17 protein-coding genes are annotated in these 17,970 nt (G+C 41.2%); 8 read left to right on the top strand and 9 right to left on the bottom strand.

The window, feature by feature from the left end:
• The 3 genes from A9267_RS12260 to A9267_RS12250 form a co-directional block, all read right to left on the bottom strand.
• Window positions 1-783 (bottom strand): FKBP-type peptidyl-prolyl cis-trans isomerase, encoded by a 783-nt coding sequence (locus A9267_RS12260; protein WP_055023497.1) that lies wholly within the window; start codon window positions 781-783, stop codon window positions 1-3.
• A 70-nt stretch (window positions 784-853) separates the two neighbouring features.
• Window positions 854-1,285: a rhodanese-like domain-containing protein gene (locus A9267_RS12255; RefSeq protein ID WP_065109373.1), complete on the bottom strand. Its 432-nt coding sequence runs from the start codon at window positions 1,283-1,285 to the stop codon at window positions 854-856.
• 85 nt (window positions 1,286-1,370) lie between these two features.
• Window positions 1,371-3,395, bottom strand: coding sequence for a cytochrome C (locus tag A9267_RS12250; protein WP_065109372.1), 2,025 nt, complete (start codon window positions 3,393-3,395; stop codon window positions 1,371-1,373).
• Between the two features lie 491 nt (window positions 3,396-3,886).
• Here A9267_RS12250 and A9267_RS12245 point away from each other — a divergent pair, with 491 nt between their 5' ends.
• From A9267_RS12245 to A9267_RS12230, 4 genes are all read left to right on the top strand, one after another.
• Window positions 3,887-5,878, top strand: a complete 1,992-nt coding sequence (locus tag A9267_RS12245; protein WP_065109371.1) for a heme lyase CcmF/NrfE family subunit — start codon at window positions 3,887-3,889, stop codon at window positions 5,876-5,878.
• The gene (locus tag A9267_RS12240) at window positions 5,875-6,366 is read left to right on the top strand and encodes a cytochrome c-type biogenesis protein (RefSeq protein ID WP_065109370.1); all 492 of its coding nucleotides are present in this window, start codon (window positions 5,875-5,877) and stop codon (window positions 6,364-6,366) included. The genes A9267_RS12245 and A9267_RS12240 overlap by 4 nt, the downstream gene beginning before the upstream one ends.
• Window positions 6,359-6,943, top strand: a complete 585-nt coding sequence (locus A9267_RS12235; protein ID WP_065109369.1) for a TlpA family protein disulfide reductase — start codon at window positions 6,359-6,361, stop codon at window positions 6,941-6,943. Before A9267_RS12240 ends, A9267_RS12235 begins: the two co-directional genes overlap by 8 nt.
• A gap of 176 nt (window positions 6,944-7,119) precedes the next feature.
• Window positions 7,120-7,698 carry a nucleoside triphosphate pyrophosphohydrolase family protein gene (locus tag A9267_RS12230; RefSeq protein WP_065109368.1) on the top strand — a complete coding sequence of 193 codons (579 nt, stop codon included), beginning with the start codon at window positions 7,120-7,122 and terminating at the stop codon, window positions 7,696-7,698.
• A gap of 131 nt (window positions 7,699-7,829) precedes the next feature.
• Here the strand turns inward: A9267_RS12230 and A9267_RS12225 are convergent, their stop codons facing one another.
• The 4 genes from A9267_RS12225 to uvrD form a co-directional block, all read right to left on the bottom strand.
• Window positions 7,830-8,846 carry a hypothetical protein gene (locus tag A9267_RS12225; protein ID WP_065109367.1) on the bottom strand — a complete coding sequence of 339 codons (1,017 nt, stop codon included), beginning with the start codon at window positions 8,844-8,846 and terminating at the stop codon, window positions 7,830-7,832.
• Between the two features lie 90 nt (window positions 8,847-8,936).
• Window positions 8,937-9,800, bottom strand: a complete 864-nt coding sequence (locus A9267_RS12220; protein ID WP_065109366.1) for an alpha/beta hydrolase — start codon at window positions 9,798-9,800, stop codon at window positions 8,937-8,939.
• A gap of 126 nt (window positions 9,801-9,926) precedes the next feature.
• Window positions 9,927-10,808 carry a 4-hydroxybenzoate octaprenyltransferase gene (ubiA, locus tag A9267_RS12215; protein ID WP_065109365.1) on the bottom strand — a complete coding sequence of 294 codons (882 nt, stop codon included), beginning with the start codon at window positions 10,806-10,808 and terminating at the stop codon, window positions 9,927-9,929.
• Between the two features lie 275 nt (window positions 10,809-11,083).
• Window positions 11,084-13,252 (bottom strand): DNA helicase II, encoded by a 2,169-nt coding sequence (gene uvrD / locus A9267_RS12210; protein ID WP_055023507.1) that lies wholly within the window; start codon window positions 13,250-13,252, stop codon window positions 11,084-11,086.
• Window positions 13,253-14,068: 816 nt separating this feature from the next.
• Between uvrD and A9267_RS12205 the strand changes: the two genes are divergently transcribed.
• From A9267_RS12205 to A9267_RS12195, 3 genes are all read left to right on the top strand, one after another.
• Window positions 14,069-14,527 (top strand): GNAT family N-acetyltransferase, encoded by a 459-nt coding sequence (locus tag A9267_RS12205; RefSeq protein ID WP_065109364.1) that lies wholly within the window; start codon window positions 14,069-14,071, stop codon window positions 14,525-14,527.
• Window positions 14,528-14,636: 109 nt separating this feature from the next.
• Window positions 14,637-15,443 carry an alpha/beta fold hydrolase gene (locus tag A9267_RS12200; RefSeq protein WP_065109363.1) on the top strand — a complete coding sequence of 269 codons (807 nt, stop codon included), beginning with the start codon at window positions 14,637-14,639 and terminating at the stop codon, window positions 15,441-15,443.
• Window positions 15,444-15,518: 75 nt separating this feature from the next.
• Window positions 15,519-15,833 carry a hypothetical protein gene (locus A9267_RS12195; RefSeq protein ID WP_065109362.1) on the top strand — a complete coding sequence of 105 codons (315 nt, stop codon included), beginning with the start codon at window positions 15,519-15,521 and terminating at the stop codon, window positions 15,831-15,833.
• 36 nt (window positions 15,834-15,869) lie between these two features.
• Here the strand turns inward: A9267_RS12195 and A9267_RS12190 are convergent, their stop codons facing one another.
• Window positions 15,870-16,226 carry a RidA family protein gene (locus A9267_RS12190; protein ID WP_065109361.1) on the bottom strand — a complete coding sequence of 119 codons (357 nt, stop codon included), beginning with the start codon at window positions 16,224-16,226 and terminating at the stop codon, window positions 15,870-15,872.
• Window positions 16,227-16,439: 213 nt separating this feature from the next.
• Between A9267_RS12190 and A9267_RS12185 the strand changes: the two genes are divergently transcribed.
• Window positions 16,440-17,384 carry a LysR family transcriptional regulator gene (locus tag A9267_RS12185; RefSeq protein ID WP_065109360.1) on the top strand — a complete coding sequence of 315 codons (945 nt, stop codon included), beginning with the start codon at window positions 16,440-16,442 and terminating at the stop codon, window positions 17,382-17,384.
• 42 nt (window positions 17,385-17,426) lie between these two features.
• Here A9267_RS12185 and A9267_RS12180 read toward each other — a convergent pair whose 3' ends face one another.
• Window positions 17,427-17,966 (bottom strand): outer membrane beta-barrel protein, encoded by a 540-nt coding sequence (locus tag A9267_RS12180; protein WP_065109359.1) that lies wholly within the window; start codon window positions 17,964-17,966, stop codon window positions 17,427-17,429.
• Window positions 17,967-17,970 lie beyond the last annotated feature (4 nt).

Raw genomic sequence — 17,970 nt, 5'->3', positions numbered from 1 at the left:
TTAGTGAGAGCCGTGTGAGCCCATTGCGCCGTTCATACCCATACCACTTAGGCCCATGCCTTTAGCGTTTTCACTTGGCTTTTCAGACTTCACTAACTCGACTTCAAAAATTAATGCGGTATCACCTGGAATATCGCCAGCGCCATCCTTGCCATAAGCCAACTCTGATGGAATAACAAAGCGGAATGTTGACCCTTCTGGCATAAGACGTAAGCCTTCTTCCCAGCCTGGAATAGCGGTTAATAATGCAAAACGAACAGGGTCTGTGGTTTCATCAAATACAGTGCCATCAACCATCGTGCCTTTGTACTTCACGGTAACAACATCTTCCGCTTTAGGTTTTACGCCTTCACCCATTTTGATCACTTCGTATTGCAGACCAGATTCGGTAATGGTGACGCCATCTTTGTTTTTGTTTTCAGCTAAGTAAGCTTCACTGGCTTGCTTGCTTTCAAGGGCAATTTGTTTCATTTTTTGCGAGCTTAATAAGTTCAGTAATTCACTGCGCTCATTTAAGTAAGTGAGTACTTCTTCATCCGACATTTTTTGCTCATTTTTTAGCGCATCAATCACACCATCAATGACTTTTTGCACATCAACTTGAGCACCCAACTCTGTTTGGTTATAAATTTGACTGGATAGGTAATTACCAATCGAAGCACCCATACTGTAGGAATGTTTTTCAATATCATTTTCAACGTTTTCAGTAGCAAAACTTCCTGCTGAAAAAACCAAAGACATACAAGTTGCAACTGCTAAAGTGCTTTTAGTTAATAGCTTCATTCGATGTTCTCTCTTTAAAAAGTTAACCTGCGGACAACAAGCCTCAGGCTGTTAATCGGTAATAAAATCGTTATGGTTTTTCTATGACTCTGCCAGACAAGCGCCAGCCGTAAATTCCTTCGGCCATATGTCTAACTCCTGTGTACCCGAGCTTTACCGTTTCGCGAGCAGCCATCGCACTCGAAGTGCATAAGGTATTTGCACAGTAGAAAACCATCACGGCATCCTTATTTTTTGGAAGTAACTCTTTCCAGTTCTTCACATTGAAATACACAGCGCCTGGAATAAATCCTTCAGCCCATAATTCCAATGTGTTTACATCAAAAAAATAAACATCTTCATTGCCCACTAATGACTCAGCTTCACGCATTGAAATCGGATTAAGCTGAATATTGCTCATTTTTACAGGGATTAAATCTCCCCCTGCCCCTGCAAAGACTTGTGCTTGCACGGCAATAAACAACGAGACAGAAATCAGGAGGTTGCTAAGTAATTTTTTCATGGTCTTTCTCTCTAAATATCTCGGCATCGGCTGATGCCGAGCTATTAAAAATGGCAACGAGCGATTGCTCATTGCCATCTGGGTTCTACATTTTTTTACCATTAATAATGGCTTGAGCTTGGGTCACGTAAGTTAATGCTGCGTCGATACGTTTTTGGGTATAACGCGCACCATGAACACCCCAAGAACCGTCTTTTTCAAGTAAGGTCACTGCATCTTGAGCTTTATCAGCCAACAGAAGTACTTGTGATTTATCTTCAACAGATAACTTAGTCACTTCTAGTAATTGGTCGATAGCTTCAAGTGCACCAACAACTTGAGCGTAGGTTTCTTTAATTGGTGTTTGGAACTTCATGACTTCGCCGTAGATCTCTTGTTGATCTTCGTAGTGTAGGCTTGGGTCAAGTTCAGATTGGAACTGACTATGACAACCTTTGCCATTTACAACGTTATCATCAGAGGTCGCAGTACGAGCACAAGACCACATTAAGTCTAAGTAGTTATTACCATCTGCGTTCTTCGCAACAGTCCAACCTTTAGTCGTCGCTTCACGAGACTTGCCTTCTGGTGGATTTAGCGTTTTCTGAGTTGGGTCAATTTCGATTTTCCACATGTGAGACTTACGTACGGCATCGAAACCAGCTTGATCAGGGAACTGCATTGCGGTGAAGTTTTCACAGCTGCCCATGTTAGGCATGTGACAACTTGTACAGCTTTGCTCGCTATGAGTTTTCGTATTGTCAGCAATTTCTGCTTGCGCAGCGTGACAGTCTGAACACTCTTTCTTCATTTTCGGTTTGGTATAACCAGACTTCCAATCGTTGCTTGTCACTTCATGCGGATCATGACACGTGGCACAACGCATGCCTTTTTCATAATGCATAGAAGCAAACATTTGCGATCCTTCAGTACCACATGATGGACATGCAGACTTCATTTTCACACCGAAGGCATACTCAAGTTTCTCTTGACCTTGTTCAGTATCAGCTAACTCATCAACATAGTTGAAACGTTGGTGACAACGTTCACAGTTAGATGGCATACCACCGCCATTACCGCCGTCTAAGTGACCACCAGCGCCGTGACACTCTTCACAAGCAATGCCTTTAGAAATCGTATGCTCACGAAGTTTTTCAGGGTCGCCTAATGCCGCTAAGTACTCATCTTTGCTTTGGAAGTCGAACTTGAAGCTATGACAAACTTCACAGTAAGAACTCGCTGGTTGGAACAACATTTCTTTTTCGTATTTCGCACCGTACGAGCTCATGCCCACTTGGTGAGAACCACTTAATCCAAATGCTTTACCTTCGTTTGTTGCAGGGAACTCTGGAATGGCAGCATTAATTTTTGCCGCCATTTCAGGGGTAAGCCACTCCGCCCAACCACGTGAGAATTGGTTACCACCAGCAACCATTTTACCGGTGCCATCTTTTAGTAAACCATCACGGATATGGTAAGTACCACGCACCATCCACGCATCAATGAAACCGTATTTTGTACGAGGCGTACCAACGGTTGCATAAATGGCATCAGGGGTAATACCGTCAGGTAAGATAGAAGTATCTTTAGTGTTGTACATGGTTTTGTTCAAATCGTTATCGACTTCTGGATGCTCTCCAGGGAAACGAATTGTTTTAGAGTGACGAGAACGACTCCATGCTTCATATTGCACAGCATGACACTCACCACATTTTTCAGGTCCAACAAACTTGTTCGGATAATCTAAAATAGATTTTGCCCCCAGGCGATATTGCACCGCACTTGGACGACCAACACGTTTGCTGTATTTCGGGCTATTACCAGTATCTAAATATTCTTCACCACGGTCACTAATGTGGTAATCACCCACTAAGTTACCTTCTTCATGGTATTTAAATAATGGATGGTTTTGAAATAAGTAATCAAAAAGTTCTTTTTCTTGAACAATATAATCTTGCAGCGTTTTAACGCCTTTTGCTTCTTCATCACCATTTGGGGCTGCAAGTACTTTTTGAGCTGTTTTACCCATGGCTGGCACACTATCATATTTACCAGCTGCAGTTGCATTGCCAACAATGCCAAGACAAACTAGCACGCTTAGTGCTGTCATCTTGTATTTAGCCTGTTTCATTGTCCCACTCCTAATCATCATTATTTTATATTTTGTCGTCGAACCTGGCAGTTCAGCGAACGATATAATTAATTTGAGCAAGAGTTATTTTAAAGCTAATAAGCCATCAAAAATTGAGCTAGATCACACCAAAAAACGCCTTACAGATAACAAAAGGTAAAAGAAAAAATAAGCAACAAAATCAGATACCTACTGCTTATTTTATTTTATTTTTTATATAAAAAGACGATTTTTTTATCTGTAAAAAATAATAAAGATTACTTTTATAAAATAAAAACTATTCACTGGGAAAATAGTAAGATCCATCTCACAGAAAGTTAATACTAAGATAGTTAACCTCTACTCAAGGTTATTTAGGCACAACATAATAATTATAAATTTAGACTAACAAATAACATTAATACGGATTAACTTTTAATATCATTGAATATTTAAATTCCATTTCATTTATTTAGAAGTTATTAAAAAACACATATACAATAGGTAATAATATGATTCCTGAAATTGGACATTTACTATTAATAATAGCGACTGTGCTATCATTATTATTAGCTATTATACCTATGCTTGGTTTATCGAATAATAATGATTATTTAATTAGCTATTATCGTCTACTCAGTAATATGATGATTAGTGCATTTATTGGTGCCATTATTTGTTTAGGCATCAGCTTTATTACTAATGATTTCTCTGTTGCTTATGTCGCCGATCATTCCAATACGCAACTTGCCACATTTTATAAAATCGCTGCGATTTGGGGGAGTCATGAAGGATCAATGTTGTTTTGGGTATCGGCCATCGCCCTGTGGACTGCGATTATTGCCAATACTCATGCTAATAATCATCATGCGTTTTTTATTCGTACCGTATCGGTACTAGCATTAGTGATTTTTGGTTTTAGCTTATTTATCATTTTCACTTCTAATCCTTTTGTTAGATTACTGCCGAATTTTCCTATTGAAGGGCGAGATTTAAACCCTATCTTGCAAAATATCGGGCTGATTATTCATCCTCCGTTATTATTTCTTGGCTATGTCGGTTTAACAGTATGCTTTGCAGCATCAGTCGCCGCGCTAATTGGCAAGGAATTTACTCAGCAACATGCACGTTATCTAAGACCTTGGGCATTAATGGCTTGGGTATTTTTAACTGGCGGGAATGCATTTGGCTCATGGTGGGCTTATAACGAGCTTGGTTGGGGTGGTTGGTGGTTTTGGGATCCGGTTGAAAATGCCTCATTTATTCCATGGCTTGTGGCTACGGCTCTAGTTCACTCAGTGACCATGAGTGAACGACTCGGACAATGTAAAAAGTTGACCTTATTCTTAGCTATTTTAGCATTTTCGCTCAGTTTATTAGGTACCTTTATTGTCCGTTCTGGCGTAGTGCAATCAGTCCATGCCTTTGCCGCCGATCCGACTAGAGGAATGTCGATTTTATTCCTGCTAATTGTATTTGCTGGTAGTGCTTTAGGTTTATTTGCCACCCGAGCGCAATACATTCAGACCCGAGATAAATTTGCTCTGATATCCCGTAATAGCCTTCTGCTAATGGGTAACCTATTACTTGTTGTCGCCGCATTGTCTGTCTTATTAGGGAGCTACTACCCTATAATTTATCGCGTGCTCACTGGCGTAACGATTTCAGTAGGTGCTCCTTACTTCAACAGTATTTTTGTGCCTATTGTGGTGATACTAAGCCTATTAATGGGGCTTGCTCCCCTGCTACGTTGGCAAGTCGATAAACGCTCAAACCTCACTGTACCTGCAATATTATTGCTCATCTCAACAACCACTGCAGCGATATTCAATGTCGCACTCGAGCAGGCCAATGTATGGTTTTTCCTCGGATTAGCCTCTGTTACTTGGTTAGTGCTGACAATCATGGTTGCCATTATTCAGCACCAACAAGGTGCAGATAAACATCATAGCCGCCGATTTTATGCCATGTGCCTTGCACACCTTGGCGTTGCGATGGCCATACTTGCAGGTACCGTCGTTTCAAATCTTGAGCAAGAAGAAGTGCTCAGTATGGGGCCTAACCAAGGTAGAGAACTCGCCGGTTATACATTTGTCTTTGAGCAAACTCAGCATGTGACAACGCAAAGCTATGATGCACTGCAAGCCAATATCCTCGTAATGGATAGCAATGAAAATCCTATTGCGTATGTCTATCCGCAACGTCGTACCCTTAAAACCAACGGTATGCAAATGTCAGCAGCAGGTGTGCATTCGAGCCCGTTAAAAGACTTATATGTCTCAATGGGTACACCGCTAAATGACACCGAATACCTGATCCGTATCAGCTATAAACCACTGGTAAATGGCTTATGGCTTGGTGCATTAATGATGATGATTGCAGGGCTAGTGGTGGTCTTTGGTTGTAAAAGTCCCTTATACCGCCATCAATCACAAACAGCTCGACCTCTAAAACAGCTTCAAGCCTTATCTCAATCACAGGCATTACAGGAGCCGACATCATGATATTTCCAACAGTTAATTCGTCCCGATCAGGCTCATTGAGTCATTTATCTCACATCTTGATTAGTCTGATTGTCAGCGTATTGATTGCCATCAGTGTAAAACCAGCAAGTGCTGAAGATATCACGATGCCAAACGAGTATAGCGCCAGTGAAAAACGTGCATTGGGGTTTGAAATTGCGCAAGAATTACGTTGTCCAATTTCCGACAATCGCAGTTTGTTTGATTCACAAACTCAAATTGCTAATGAACTTAAAGGCCATATTTTTCAAAAACTCGATGAAGGCCAATCTAAACAACAAATCATTGATTTTATGGTCGCTCGCTTTGGCGAACGGATCCGCTACACCCCAAGTTTCCACTCAGGCACGTTGGCATTATGGGTCATTCCACTTGGATTAATCTTACTTGCCGCTTTTGGTGGCATTGCTTGGATCAAAAAACAACAAGCCAACTCAGCGCCACAATCTTATGAGAATTATTATGAATAAATTACTTCCATTTACCATGCTATTACTGACTGGCAGTCTGCACCTTAATGCTATCGCTAGTCCTAATGAAGCCAAAGTCTATGAAACCGGTGAACCTATCGCTAAACCTATGGTGATGTCCCGATTTGTCGAACTGCACAATGCCAGAAAAATTAAAGATATTGATTTCAAAGACCAACAATTAAAAACGGTCAATTTGAAACAGCATCAAGGTAAATTGGTCATGGTAAACCTATGGGCAACATGGTGTGCGCCTTGTATCAAGGAAATCCCAGCCATGCAGGCGATTAAAGCGCGCAATAAAGATAATGACTTTGCTTTAGTCCCTATTTCGATTGACGAAGATCCAGCCAATATCCAACCGTTTTTTGAAAAACACGGTTTTGGAGAATATGCCACTTGGATCGATCCCGACAAAGACATTGATTACATCATGCCTGCAGATTTACTCCCTGCAAGTTTCTTTCTTGACGGCAAAGGGAATCTTGTTGGGTTTGTTCGAGGCTATATCGATTGGACTGACGAAGGTATTCAACCTTACTTAGATGGCTTAATTGCCAAATATGCCAATAGATAACAAATCAGTTTTAGTTTCATCATCACAAAAGGTTCTATTAACCTCCGCCCGATCCCTGTTTTATGGGCGGTTATTTTTATTATCTTAACGGTGACCCTGTGTCGCCGTTTTTCTTGTAGAACGAAGTGCAATTCATTACCATAATCGCCTATTTTATTAACTAGGCTTACTGACTCATGAAGTTATCTGTTTTAGACCAATCCATTTTTGACCATTTATACCGTGATATCAGAGAATTTCGCAGCACCTTTGATTTACCCATCGAAGATGCAACCAGCCTAGATGATAAAGCAGATACCCTACATACCTCACTCATCATTGAAGAGTTAACAGAGCTTGCTGAAGCTGACTGCCGTGTTGAACAAGCTGACGCCATCGTTGACTCGGTTTATGTGCTTATGGGGCGTTTAGTGCATTTAGGCGCTAGCAAAATCACTGACCGCATAGAAATTAGTTACTTAGTTGATTTACTGTTATGTGTGGCTAACAATCGCGAAATTAACTTTATTGAATGTTGGGATGAAGTCCACTCAAGCAACATGAGTAAAGTATGCCGTAATGAGCAAGAATTAGCTGAAACAGTCGCCCATTATGCCAAGCAAGGCGTTGAAATTGTTGGCAGCACCAAAGGCGAGTTTATCATTGCTAAATGTGCAAAAGATGTAGAAATGGCGGGTAAAGTCGTTCGCCAAGGTAAGGTATTAAAATCGGTTTATTATCGACCTGCTGACTTAGCCAAATTAGTGAGTAACTAATCCAAGTAGGCCAGATTAAGTGCATTATCAATGCCGACTAATCAGCTCAAATGAATAACAATAATGCGCCTACGTTGGCGCATTTTTTTATGCACAATCTTCACCAATCCGCTTGGTAACAATTCGAAAGATTACGCCGCTTGATTATGTTCAACATTCACCAGTGTCTCGAACACCTTTTCTGGCTCAGCAACTTGAAGGTGCAATACGGTGAGCTTTTCAACTAATTGCCCTAACCCGCCAAAATACCATTGTGGCGTGTTAAAACGTATGGTGAGATTAGTCAGCTCGCCTCGCCCAATGGCCAGCTCATCATCAACAACCTTCTTGGCTATTTGATTCACCTCTACCGCTTCAATCTCATTAACATCAATCGCCATAAAGCCCCAAATGGCATTATTAATCACTAGTCTATCGCGGATTAAATACATTGAGTAATGGCGCGCGATACGATAATTCGCCACCAACATCACCAAGGATAAACTGATGATTGAAGACACGATAATCGCGGCTAATTCACTCCAGTGAACCAACATCATATAGCTGGCAATACAACTAGTTAAACAACCAGTAAGCATGAATAACAAATGCCAAGGCTTGGCACTCATTAACTTAATGTGGCTGAGTGCTGTAGGATGATGACGAGAAAACCATGGAATAGCGTAATACCAGTTTGTGGGTTCACCCGCCACGATAAAGGCAATAGACAGCGCCTTCTCATCCTTATCTGCATACATTTCTACCGCACTGACTCTCGGGTCGCCTTTTACCTTTCTAACCTTTAATAAGCCACGGATAATGGTAAATACCAAATAGCCTTCAATAATCAATAATACTGCAATGACGGGGTAACGCAGCCAAGCAATAAATTCAAAATATTCAGCGATATCAGCAGGGAAACTGAGCCTAGCAACCAGACTGCTTAAGCTGATAATCACAATCAGCTTCCACCATTTTTGGCTGCCTTTTTTGATAATACAGTACCAATACACCAATGGAATAATAGCAAAGTAAACCATGGCAATGAGCATTAAGGTTAACTCGTCACTTTTGCTGACAAGTGTCTCTGGCGTTAACTGCACCCCCAGAGTAAACAGTACGATTGCCAACGCTAGAAAAATCAGTCGATATTTTACGACGGGCCTCATAGCAATATCCTTATCTGATTCATGTTGTTTTCCGTAACAGGTAAAGTTGCTGACTACTTATCGCAACTTGGCAATACTGAAACCCTATGATTATTCGGCAGCTAAAAACCAGCTTAGCCCTTGAATTGCCGCTGTTGGAAACGCCATATTATGGGTTGCCGCTTCAATTACCTGTAATCGAACATTGAGCGTTTGCGCAGCTGATAATCTGTTCTTTTGGGACAAAATCGCCTGAAACGCTTTCGCATCTGCCACCATGTCATGACCATACTCCGTCAGCGCTGCCGTTTCATATTCACCAATTGCGATATAAACCTTGGCATTAACGTCTTTTAGCATAAAGTCAGCAGAACGAAATTGCTTCATCAGCTGCTTGTCATCAAACCATAATGACGGACTACTCAATAGATAATGGTTAAATAACTGTGGCTGCTTTAGCAAAGCATAGGCGCCAAATAAGCCACCTAAGGAATGACCAATTAAGGTATTTTGACTAGGGTTAGTGCGATAGTGTTTATTAATATGAGGCATGAGCTTGTTAGCAATAAAATTCAGGTGTCTCTGGGCTTCACCGGTTTTACGCTTCCAGCTTTTATCTGAACTTGGTGTGTAGTCCCTTATCCGACTTGCTGCTGGGCTCATGCCTTCTTGCCAATCAATGCCAACTAATATGGCTTGATCCATTTCCCGCATGTTCATCGGTAGTCGCGTTACACCAGATACCACTTGAAAGCTGTACATGGCATCAGTCATATAGACTACAGGGTAATACTGAATCGGATCTTGTTCTTGATAACTGTTAGGTAATTTAATCCATATTTTATAGCTTCTATCGGAATCTTCTAAAATAATGGATGAGGTATTAGGAATGGAAAAGGCCTGCTCAGCCCTGACTGGCGCAGATAGGGTTAATAATCCCATTACCGCTACGGCCAGCAAATAAACAATATGCATCAGCTATCCTTGTTGATGTTGTTTTTAGTGATGTGTCATTAATAATCTTGTGTTACAGCAAAGCTAAAACAAAAGGCTAAAAATAATAGCGTTAATCAGTTGTTTTAGCTTAATTTTGCAGCAACATTAGTATGGTAAAATATAATCAGCGACAAGTGCAATGAATAACGCAAAACCAGCCCAATTGTTATTTAAAAATGCCTTAAAACACAGCGCCCGTTCGCGGCTATAAATCAGCCATTGCTGATAAGCACTGAATACAATAAAGCTGCTAATACCAACGCCGTAAAACAGTCCTCGCTCAGCTGACCAACCGGCACATATAAAACAAGTCAGTGCGGCAAGTTGAAACAACGCTATCCACTGGCGATCGTAACTGCCAAATAAAATGGCAGTAGACTTAATGCCAACTTTTAAATCATCATCCCTATCAACCATGGCATACATAGTGTCATAAGCCACAGTCCAGCACCAATTAGCCGCAAATAACCACCATGCCTCAACAGGCACATAACCAAGCTGGGCGGCATAGGCCATCGGGATTGACCAGCTCCACACTATCCCCAAAAACATTTGCGGCATATTCGTCACCCGTTTCATAAACGGGTACATAATGGTGAGAATAATCCCCACCACCGAAAGCTTAACCACGAGTGGATTTAAAAATAACACCAAGCTAAACGCAATCAGCGCCATGACGATAAATAACATCAACGCTTCTTTGCTACTGACTTCACCTGAAGCGAGTGGCCTGTTTTTCGTTCGCTCGACATGGGCGTCTAATTTTCTGTCGGCAAAGTCATTAATGACACACCCACAGGCACGCATGATAAATACACCAAATACAAAGATAACCAGTACCTTTACATCAGGCATGCCACCAGCAGCTAACACCAGCGCCATCAAACATGGCCACATGAGTAATAATGTCCCAATTGGCCTGTCTAAACGTGTTAACCGTTTATAAACTGAAATCTTTTCTTTAAGCGTCCATGAGGATACTGCCATGGCTAACTCACTCCCACTTTTTGAAGTTTTATCACTTCTTATTCGCCATGATGAACTGGCGTTATTTATGTGTGTTTGCCAAATGAATAATTTAACATGCTAAGGGCGTGTTAAAACACTTGTTTATCGTGGATATAACGACAATGGTCACCATTTGTTCAAAATCTCGTTCCAATACCAATTATCCTATCTATCCCATATCAGATCATTGGGTTCAGAAAAACTAAACAGCCCTTCATCAACTGAAAAAGCGGTTTTGGAACGACATATACCGCCTAGCAAGACTCTAGCTTTGCTAGTGAGACCAATAACCACTTACTGCCAAAGTCAGTAAAGTTAACTTGCACTCTCGCTTTATCCGCTGTGCCTTCAAAGTCAGTGACAATGCCTTGACCAAATTTAAAGTGTTTCACCTTTTGACCCACTTTAAAGCCACTGTCATTGGCAATTGATTGGCGAGGTACATTGAAACGACTGCTCATTGCTGGCGCCGAAACTGATGCCTTCATACGGATTTCTTCAACATATTCAGACGGTATTTCACCAATAAAGCGAGAAGGACTGGCATAATCTTCACGGCCATAAATACGACGTGATTCAGCATAACTGATGTAGAGTTTTTGCATCGCACGGGTCATACCCACGTAACACAAGCGGCGTTCTTCATCTAAACGGTCACCTTCATCCAGTGCCATTTTGCTTGGGAAAATACCTTCTTCAACCCCTGCCATAAACACCACAGGAAACTCTAGCCCTTTGGCTGAATGCAAAGTCATTAACTGCACCGCATCAGTAAACTTGTCAGCTTGGCCTTCACCTGCCTCCAATGCAGCATGAGATAAAAAGGCATTTAGCTCGCCCATATCTTCTAACTCTTCAGGCATTTCAAAGCTGCGAGCTGCGGTAACTAACTCGTTTAAGTTCTCAACACGAGATTGGGCTTTTTCGCCTTTTTCGGCTTCGTACATTGCACGCAATCCAGATCGCTGAATCACGGTATCAGTCATGCTATACAGACTCATATCTAAGGTGTCTGTGCGCATACCAATCACTAAATCCATAAAGCCATTAACTGCGTTCGCCGCTCGGCCCGTTAATACTTTTTCTTCTATCAGTCTGACACTGGCTTGCCACATGGTCATTTCTTGCTGACGCGCTGTGGAGCGAATAATCTCTAAGGTACGGTTACCAATACCACGGGTTGGCGTGTTCACAACCCTTTCAAAAGCGGCATCGTCATCTTTATTATTGATAAGACGCATATAACCCATCGCATCTTTAATTTCTTGGCGTTCGAAGAAGCGTAAGCCACCGTATATACGGTACGCTAAGCCTTTATGCAGCAACGCTTCTTCAAGCACACGAGACTGCGCATTAGAGCGATATAAAATCGCACAATCCGCTAAGTTGCCACCTTTGGCATGCCACTCAGCCATTTTGCCAACAATAAAACGGGCTTCATCCATTTCGTTAAAGGCGCAGTACACTGAAATAGGCTCACCCGCCTTATCTTCGGTCCACAGTTTTTTACCTAAACGCTCAGGGTTATTAGCAATTAATTCATTCGAAGCATTCAAAATGTTAGCTGTTGAGCGATAATTTTGCTCAAGCCTAACGGTATTTGAACCAGGGAAGTCATTTAAAAAGCGATGCAAGTTTTCAACTTGAGCGCCGCGCCAGCCATAAATGGACTGATCGTCATCACCCACAATCATCACATTGGCAGAATTACCGGCAAGCACTCTGATCCACGCATATTGAATGGCGTTAGTATCTTGAAATTCGTCTACCAAAATATGTTTAAAGCGCTCTTGATAGTGCGCTAAAACATGGGGTTTATTGAGCCATAACTCGTGAGCACGTAATAGGATTTCAGCAAAGTCGACTAACCCAGCGCGATCGCATGACTCTTGATAAATCTTGTAGATATTAAGTAGATTTTGCTCAATAGGAAAACCGCCGGCATCAATATGCTTTGGGCGTAATCCTTGGTCTTTTTTACCATTGATATAACCTTGGCATTGACGTGGCGGATATTGCTTTTCATCTAAATTGAGGCTTTTAAGAATACGTTTAAGTAAACGTAATTGGTCATCAGAATCGATGATCTGGAAGCTTTGCGGTAAATTCGCATCTTGATAATGAGTCCGCAGCAAACGGTGGGCTAACCCGTGGAAGGTACCAATCCACATGCGGCCCATATTTGTGCCAACCACTTTCTCAACACGCTCGCGCATTTCTGCAGCCGCTTTATTGGTAAAGGTTACCGCTAAAATGGAGTATGGACTTTGTTGTTCAACCTGCATCAACCAAGCAATACGGTGGGTTAATACCCTTGTTTTACCACTGCCTGCTCCAGCTAAAACAAGCATGCTAGAAAGCGGTGCACCCACTGCTTCGCGCTGCATTTCATTTAAGCCGTCTAATAAAGATGATACGTCCATTGGTCCTCCCAAAAATCAGGCGGGCAGTATATCAGTTCAATGGCATCTGATCCTAGCGTGCAAAAAGGCTTAATCGTATTAGCGCGGATAAGCAGCGATAAATATCTCAATTAACGTTAATTGATACTCAAATTAAGAAGGAGATAAATAGGTAATTGTGCGCTTATTTTAAAGTTTGGATTAACGTCGTAGTGTTCTTTCTATTTCTAAACTCCGTTTGGATTAACGTCGTGGCCCTTCGCCCACACCAGAGCAAGAAGGGTGAAACTGCTCACCCCTCTTGATTCTTTATAAACCATAGTCCCAGCAGCCCCGGCGAAATTTTCTGGGAAGCGAAAGATTTCCAACGGGGGATTATCCAGCTTTAAACTTCGTTTGTAGTTCTAACGCGTTTCTGCCCCATAACGAGCTAGCAAGAGAAACTCATGTGGCAGTGAGCGGAAATATCCCCTTATATTTTCTAATGTATTGCGCACTAAATCTGACTTTGAAGTACTAGATAGAAATACAGTTATAATTGTACGCAGATGACTCGCGAGAATAGTGAGCAAAAAATCGGGTGATTTATGCTCGATAAACTTCTAGTTTTTTGATAAGTTGTTGAATCTAAAGTTATTGATAAAAGGCTGTAGAGACCTCTACATCAAAGCGCTCATTTTTGCGGGCTTGATATTAATAAAACGGGTGTTAAATTTTCATTTTATCAATACTAAACAGTCGGTTGGCTTGGTATCGTTGCTACTAAGTTGAATTTTTTCAGGAACATTATCGAGCAGTTATATAATAAGCTGTTAGCTGCCAAAAGGAATTGAGTATATGGAAATATTTCACGCCACAATTGAAGATGCAGAAAGTTTACTAGAGCTTCAACGCGTTGCGTATCAATCAGAAGCTGAACTGCATAATGACTTTAATATCCCGCCTTTAACTCAAACGCTTGATGAACTGAAAGCAGACTTTGAGAAGAAAACGATTTTGAAAGTTGTTGATAACGGTAAGTTATTGGCAAGCGGTCAAGCTCGCTTAGAAGCTGGTAGTTGTCATATTGGACGCATGGCGGTATGGCCTGAACTACATGGCAAGGGTGTTGGCTCTAAGTTGCTTTCTTCACTTGAAACTGTATTTCCAGAAGCTAATCGTGTCGAGCTTTTTACAGGGGAGTTTAGTGCTTCTAATTTAGCGATGTATAAACGTCGTGGTTATTCTGAGTTTAAAACGGCAAAGTTGGGTAAAACGAGAGTTGTATTCTTAGAACGTAACCTAAAAAGCAGCTAACAAGGTTTTAAAGTCGGACTCGTTACAGCTTGCTCAGTTCCACTTCGTTTCACATTTTAGCAAGCTATTACTTGCCGCTTAAAACGGCGTTAGTGTTTAAGGAAATTACGTGAAACTCGGATTGTTGGTTTTAATCTCTATATTTGCTTTTAGTGCTTCGGCTGAAATTAGTTTCGTCAAAGTAAAAGGCTTTAATGTTGAATATGAAATTAAAGGTAATGGAAAACATGTTGTTTTCTTAGAGGCTGGTGGCTCTGCTGGATTGTCAGATTGGGATCCTATTTTCGAAAATCTAGCCCAAGAAGCAAAAGTCATTCGTTACTCTAGAATTGGTAATGGTGGCTCAGAGAAAATCAAAAAAAACTATTCCTCTGAAGAATATTCCGAAGAAGCTTATTTGCTGCTAGATGCTTTAAAAATTGAACAGCCTGTTGTTTATGTAGCGCATTCATACGGCGCTTATATCGCTAGGAGGTTTTCGTCAACGTACCCTGACAAGGTCTCAGCTTTAATGCTCATTGAGCCAGCTTCAGAGCATGACGTTGATATCATGCGTAAAATTGATTTAGAACTGGCTGAAAAACAAATAGCCCAAATAAAGTTAGATGATCTTGCCAATGGTATATCGAATCAATATCTCGATTTCTGGTCAAAACGACCTTTACCTGACTATCCCCAAATACCAGATATTCCTGTAACTGTAATAGCGTCTACAAAAAAATTTGAAGAGCCTTCACTTTTATTTTTTACTGATCAAGCCCGAGATATGTGGGGTCAATTACATTCAGACTGGGCAAATGCTTTCCCTCAAGGTAAAGCTGTTTTAACAGATAAAAGCTATCACTATCCACAAAACGATGAACCTGAAATGGTTGTTAAAGAAATCGCTGAACTGTTGTCACGGGTTAAACACTAACAAGAGACTATGGCGTCAATAGCTAATTTTAGCCAAGCATTTATGCGCCTATTATTGAGGCGTTAACAGCACAAGATGAACTTTCTCTGGAATCTGATATTTAAGCGAGATGTTAAAGTTCCATTAACTCAAATTTTGGAACAGACTTTGGCGTATCTTGAAAAGTCGGAAGACTCCATATGGTCAGATATGGAAGTCGATGCAACAGTGAAGCTAATCAATAAGCAATTACATTTGCTAAAGAGTTCAGGCAAAGTTAATGTGAGTAAACTCAATTACTTGTTTTTACCAACAGCTCCATTGCAAGAAATCGCAATGGAGAATGGTTGGGTAGATGAGTATTTAAAACTAGCAGAGCAATTTGATAGTCATATGGCAAAATACTGCTAATAAGAAACTATGGTTAAGCACTCACTCATTTCTGTATTAAGCCTGAATTTCAGCAGCCACGACAGAAATTTCAACCAACAATGCTTCGCGCGCCATTTTAGCGGCCACACAAGCTCTCGCTGGTGCATAACCTTCAATCACCCAAGCATCCCAAACCGCATTCATTTCAGCAAAATATGACATGTCTTTGACATAAATAGTGGCTGATAACATATGCTTTTTATCACTGCCTGCTTGCAATAATAACGCCTCGACTTTATCCAGCATGGTTTGGGTTTGTTCGGTAATGTCCTTCGTCGCATCTTGGCAAACTTGACCACATAAGTAGATAGTACCGTTATGTTTTACAATGCGGCTCATACGTTTGCTGGTTTCTATGCGTTCTATTGTCATGCTGTTTTCTCGTTTATCACTGAAGTAAGTGCCCTATTATCAGCCATAAAAAACCATAAACACAACTGAGAATCCCTCATTGTCTCTTCAACCACTATTTCAGCTTAACCCCGTTCAGGTGTGAGCTAACCAGCGAAAAATCGCCTCTGAATTGACAAGTAAATCACCCACTTATTACACTGATTGTGCGTGTCACTCATATAAGACCACAGTATGCACATCAATGATTTAGAGTTATTTATTGCCGTAGCCAAATTAGGCAGTTTTTCCAAAGCAGCTGAATCACTTGATACCCGACGGGCGTTAGTCAGTCGTCGTATTGCCGACTTAGAAAAACACCTCGGTGCGCCACTCTTTATCCGTACCACTCGCGCAATGTCGTTAACCCCCAACGGTGAGCAATTTCTTGAACAAGTAGAGCCTCTGGTTAACCAGCTTCGAAATGCAGCTCATGTGATGCGAAACGATCAAGCTGAAGTCCAAGGACGAGTGAGAATTGGCCTTATTCCATTCACAGACAGATTGTTAGATAAATACATCGCAGAGTTCGTCACTAAATACCCTAATGTTCAGTTAGATATTTTTATGGTGAATGGGGGTTATAAAGAGTTGGCGCGACTCGGACTAGATTTTGTATTGGATACTGGGACGCTTGATGACAGTGGGTTTATTGCTAAAAAACTGGGTACTTTGAACCTTAAATTATTTGCATCGCCGCTTTACATAGATAAAGCTGCTGACATTCATGATGTCACCGATTTAGAGGATCATTCATTTATTGGCAGTCGTTCAATCAATGGTATGGTCGACACCAAACTTAAAATGGGCGATCAAACCATTGAGGTCAAATACAATATCATCACCAACGAGCTGAATTCTTTATATAGCTTTTGTTTGGCGGGTGCGGGGATCTCAATGCTACCTTATAGTATTGCAGCTGAAGCCATTGCTTCAGGTAAACTCGTCAGTGTGTTACCTGAAATTGAATCGACTCCCATCGACACATTTTTAGTCTATCCAAGTCGTAAACATATGACTGCAGCAGCTAAGTTATTTGCCGACACCATTGTTGATATGGCCACGTCTCTTATTGAAACCGAAACGGGCTATTACAAGGGTGCTAAAAACGATACCAAAACAGAATTAAAAAAGGCATAAGCGACGACCCTATGCCTTTTGGAGCGATTAACCAGCGTTAACTTAGAACTTGTAATCTAAGGTTAAGTACACTTGTTGGCTGTTATCAATATCGACGCCATTTTTACTGTAGTCTTGTTCTAAATAACGGTAACCCAAGTCAGATGAGAAATGTTCGTTCCATTGGTAGGTGACGCCCGCTTGACCACCCCATGCAAAATCCGCTGACGCTTTACCTGCCACTTTATTATCATTGCCGCCCGCTGTAACCCCCATAAACAAATGCGTGTTGTTTGCCACAGGGATCATATAGTCGTAAGACACTAACCAAGAATACTGTTCATGTTTGTACTTTTGATCGTCAATTGAGAACTTGTCTTCCATGTAACTGAACGTTCCCGTAATACGATGCTGCTCGTTAATCAATAAACCTGCTCGAAGCTGCACTGGTAAGCCGTCAGTATCTTTTTTTATGTCACCATTAATAGTATCGGTTTGATAACCCGTACCAGCACCAATAAAGTATTCAATGTCAGCAGCTTGAGCATTGGCTAGCATCATAGAAGAGCACAGTGTTGTCATTAAAATTGTTTTCATTTTCATCAGA

It is taken from the genome of Shewanella sp. UCD-FRSSP16_17, from assembly GCF_001675935.1.
GTDB lineage: Bacteria > Pseudomonadota > Gammaproteobacteria > Enterobacterales > Shewanellaceae > Shewanella > Shewanella japonica.
This window is presented reverse-complemented; position numbering and strand designations above follow the sequence as displayed.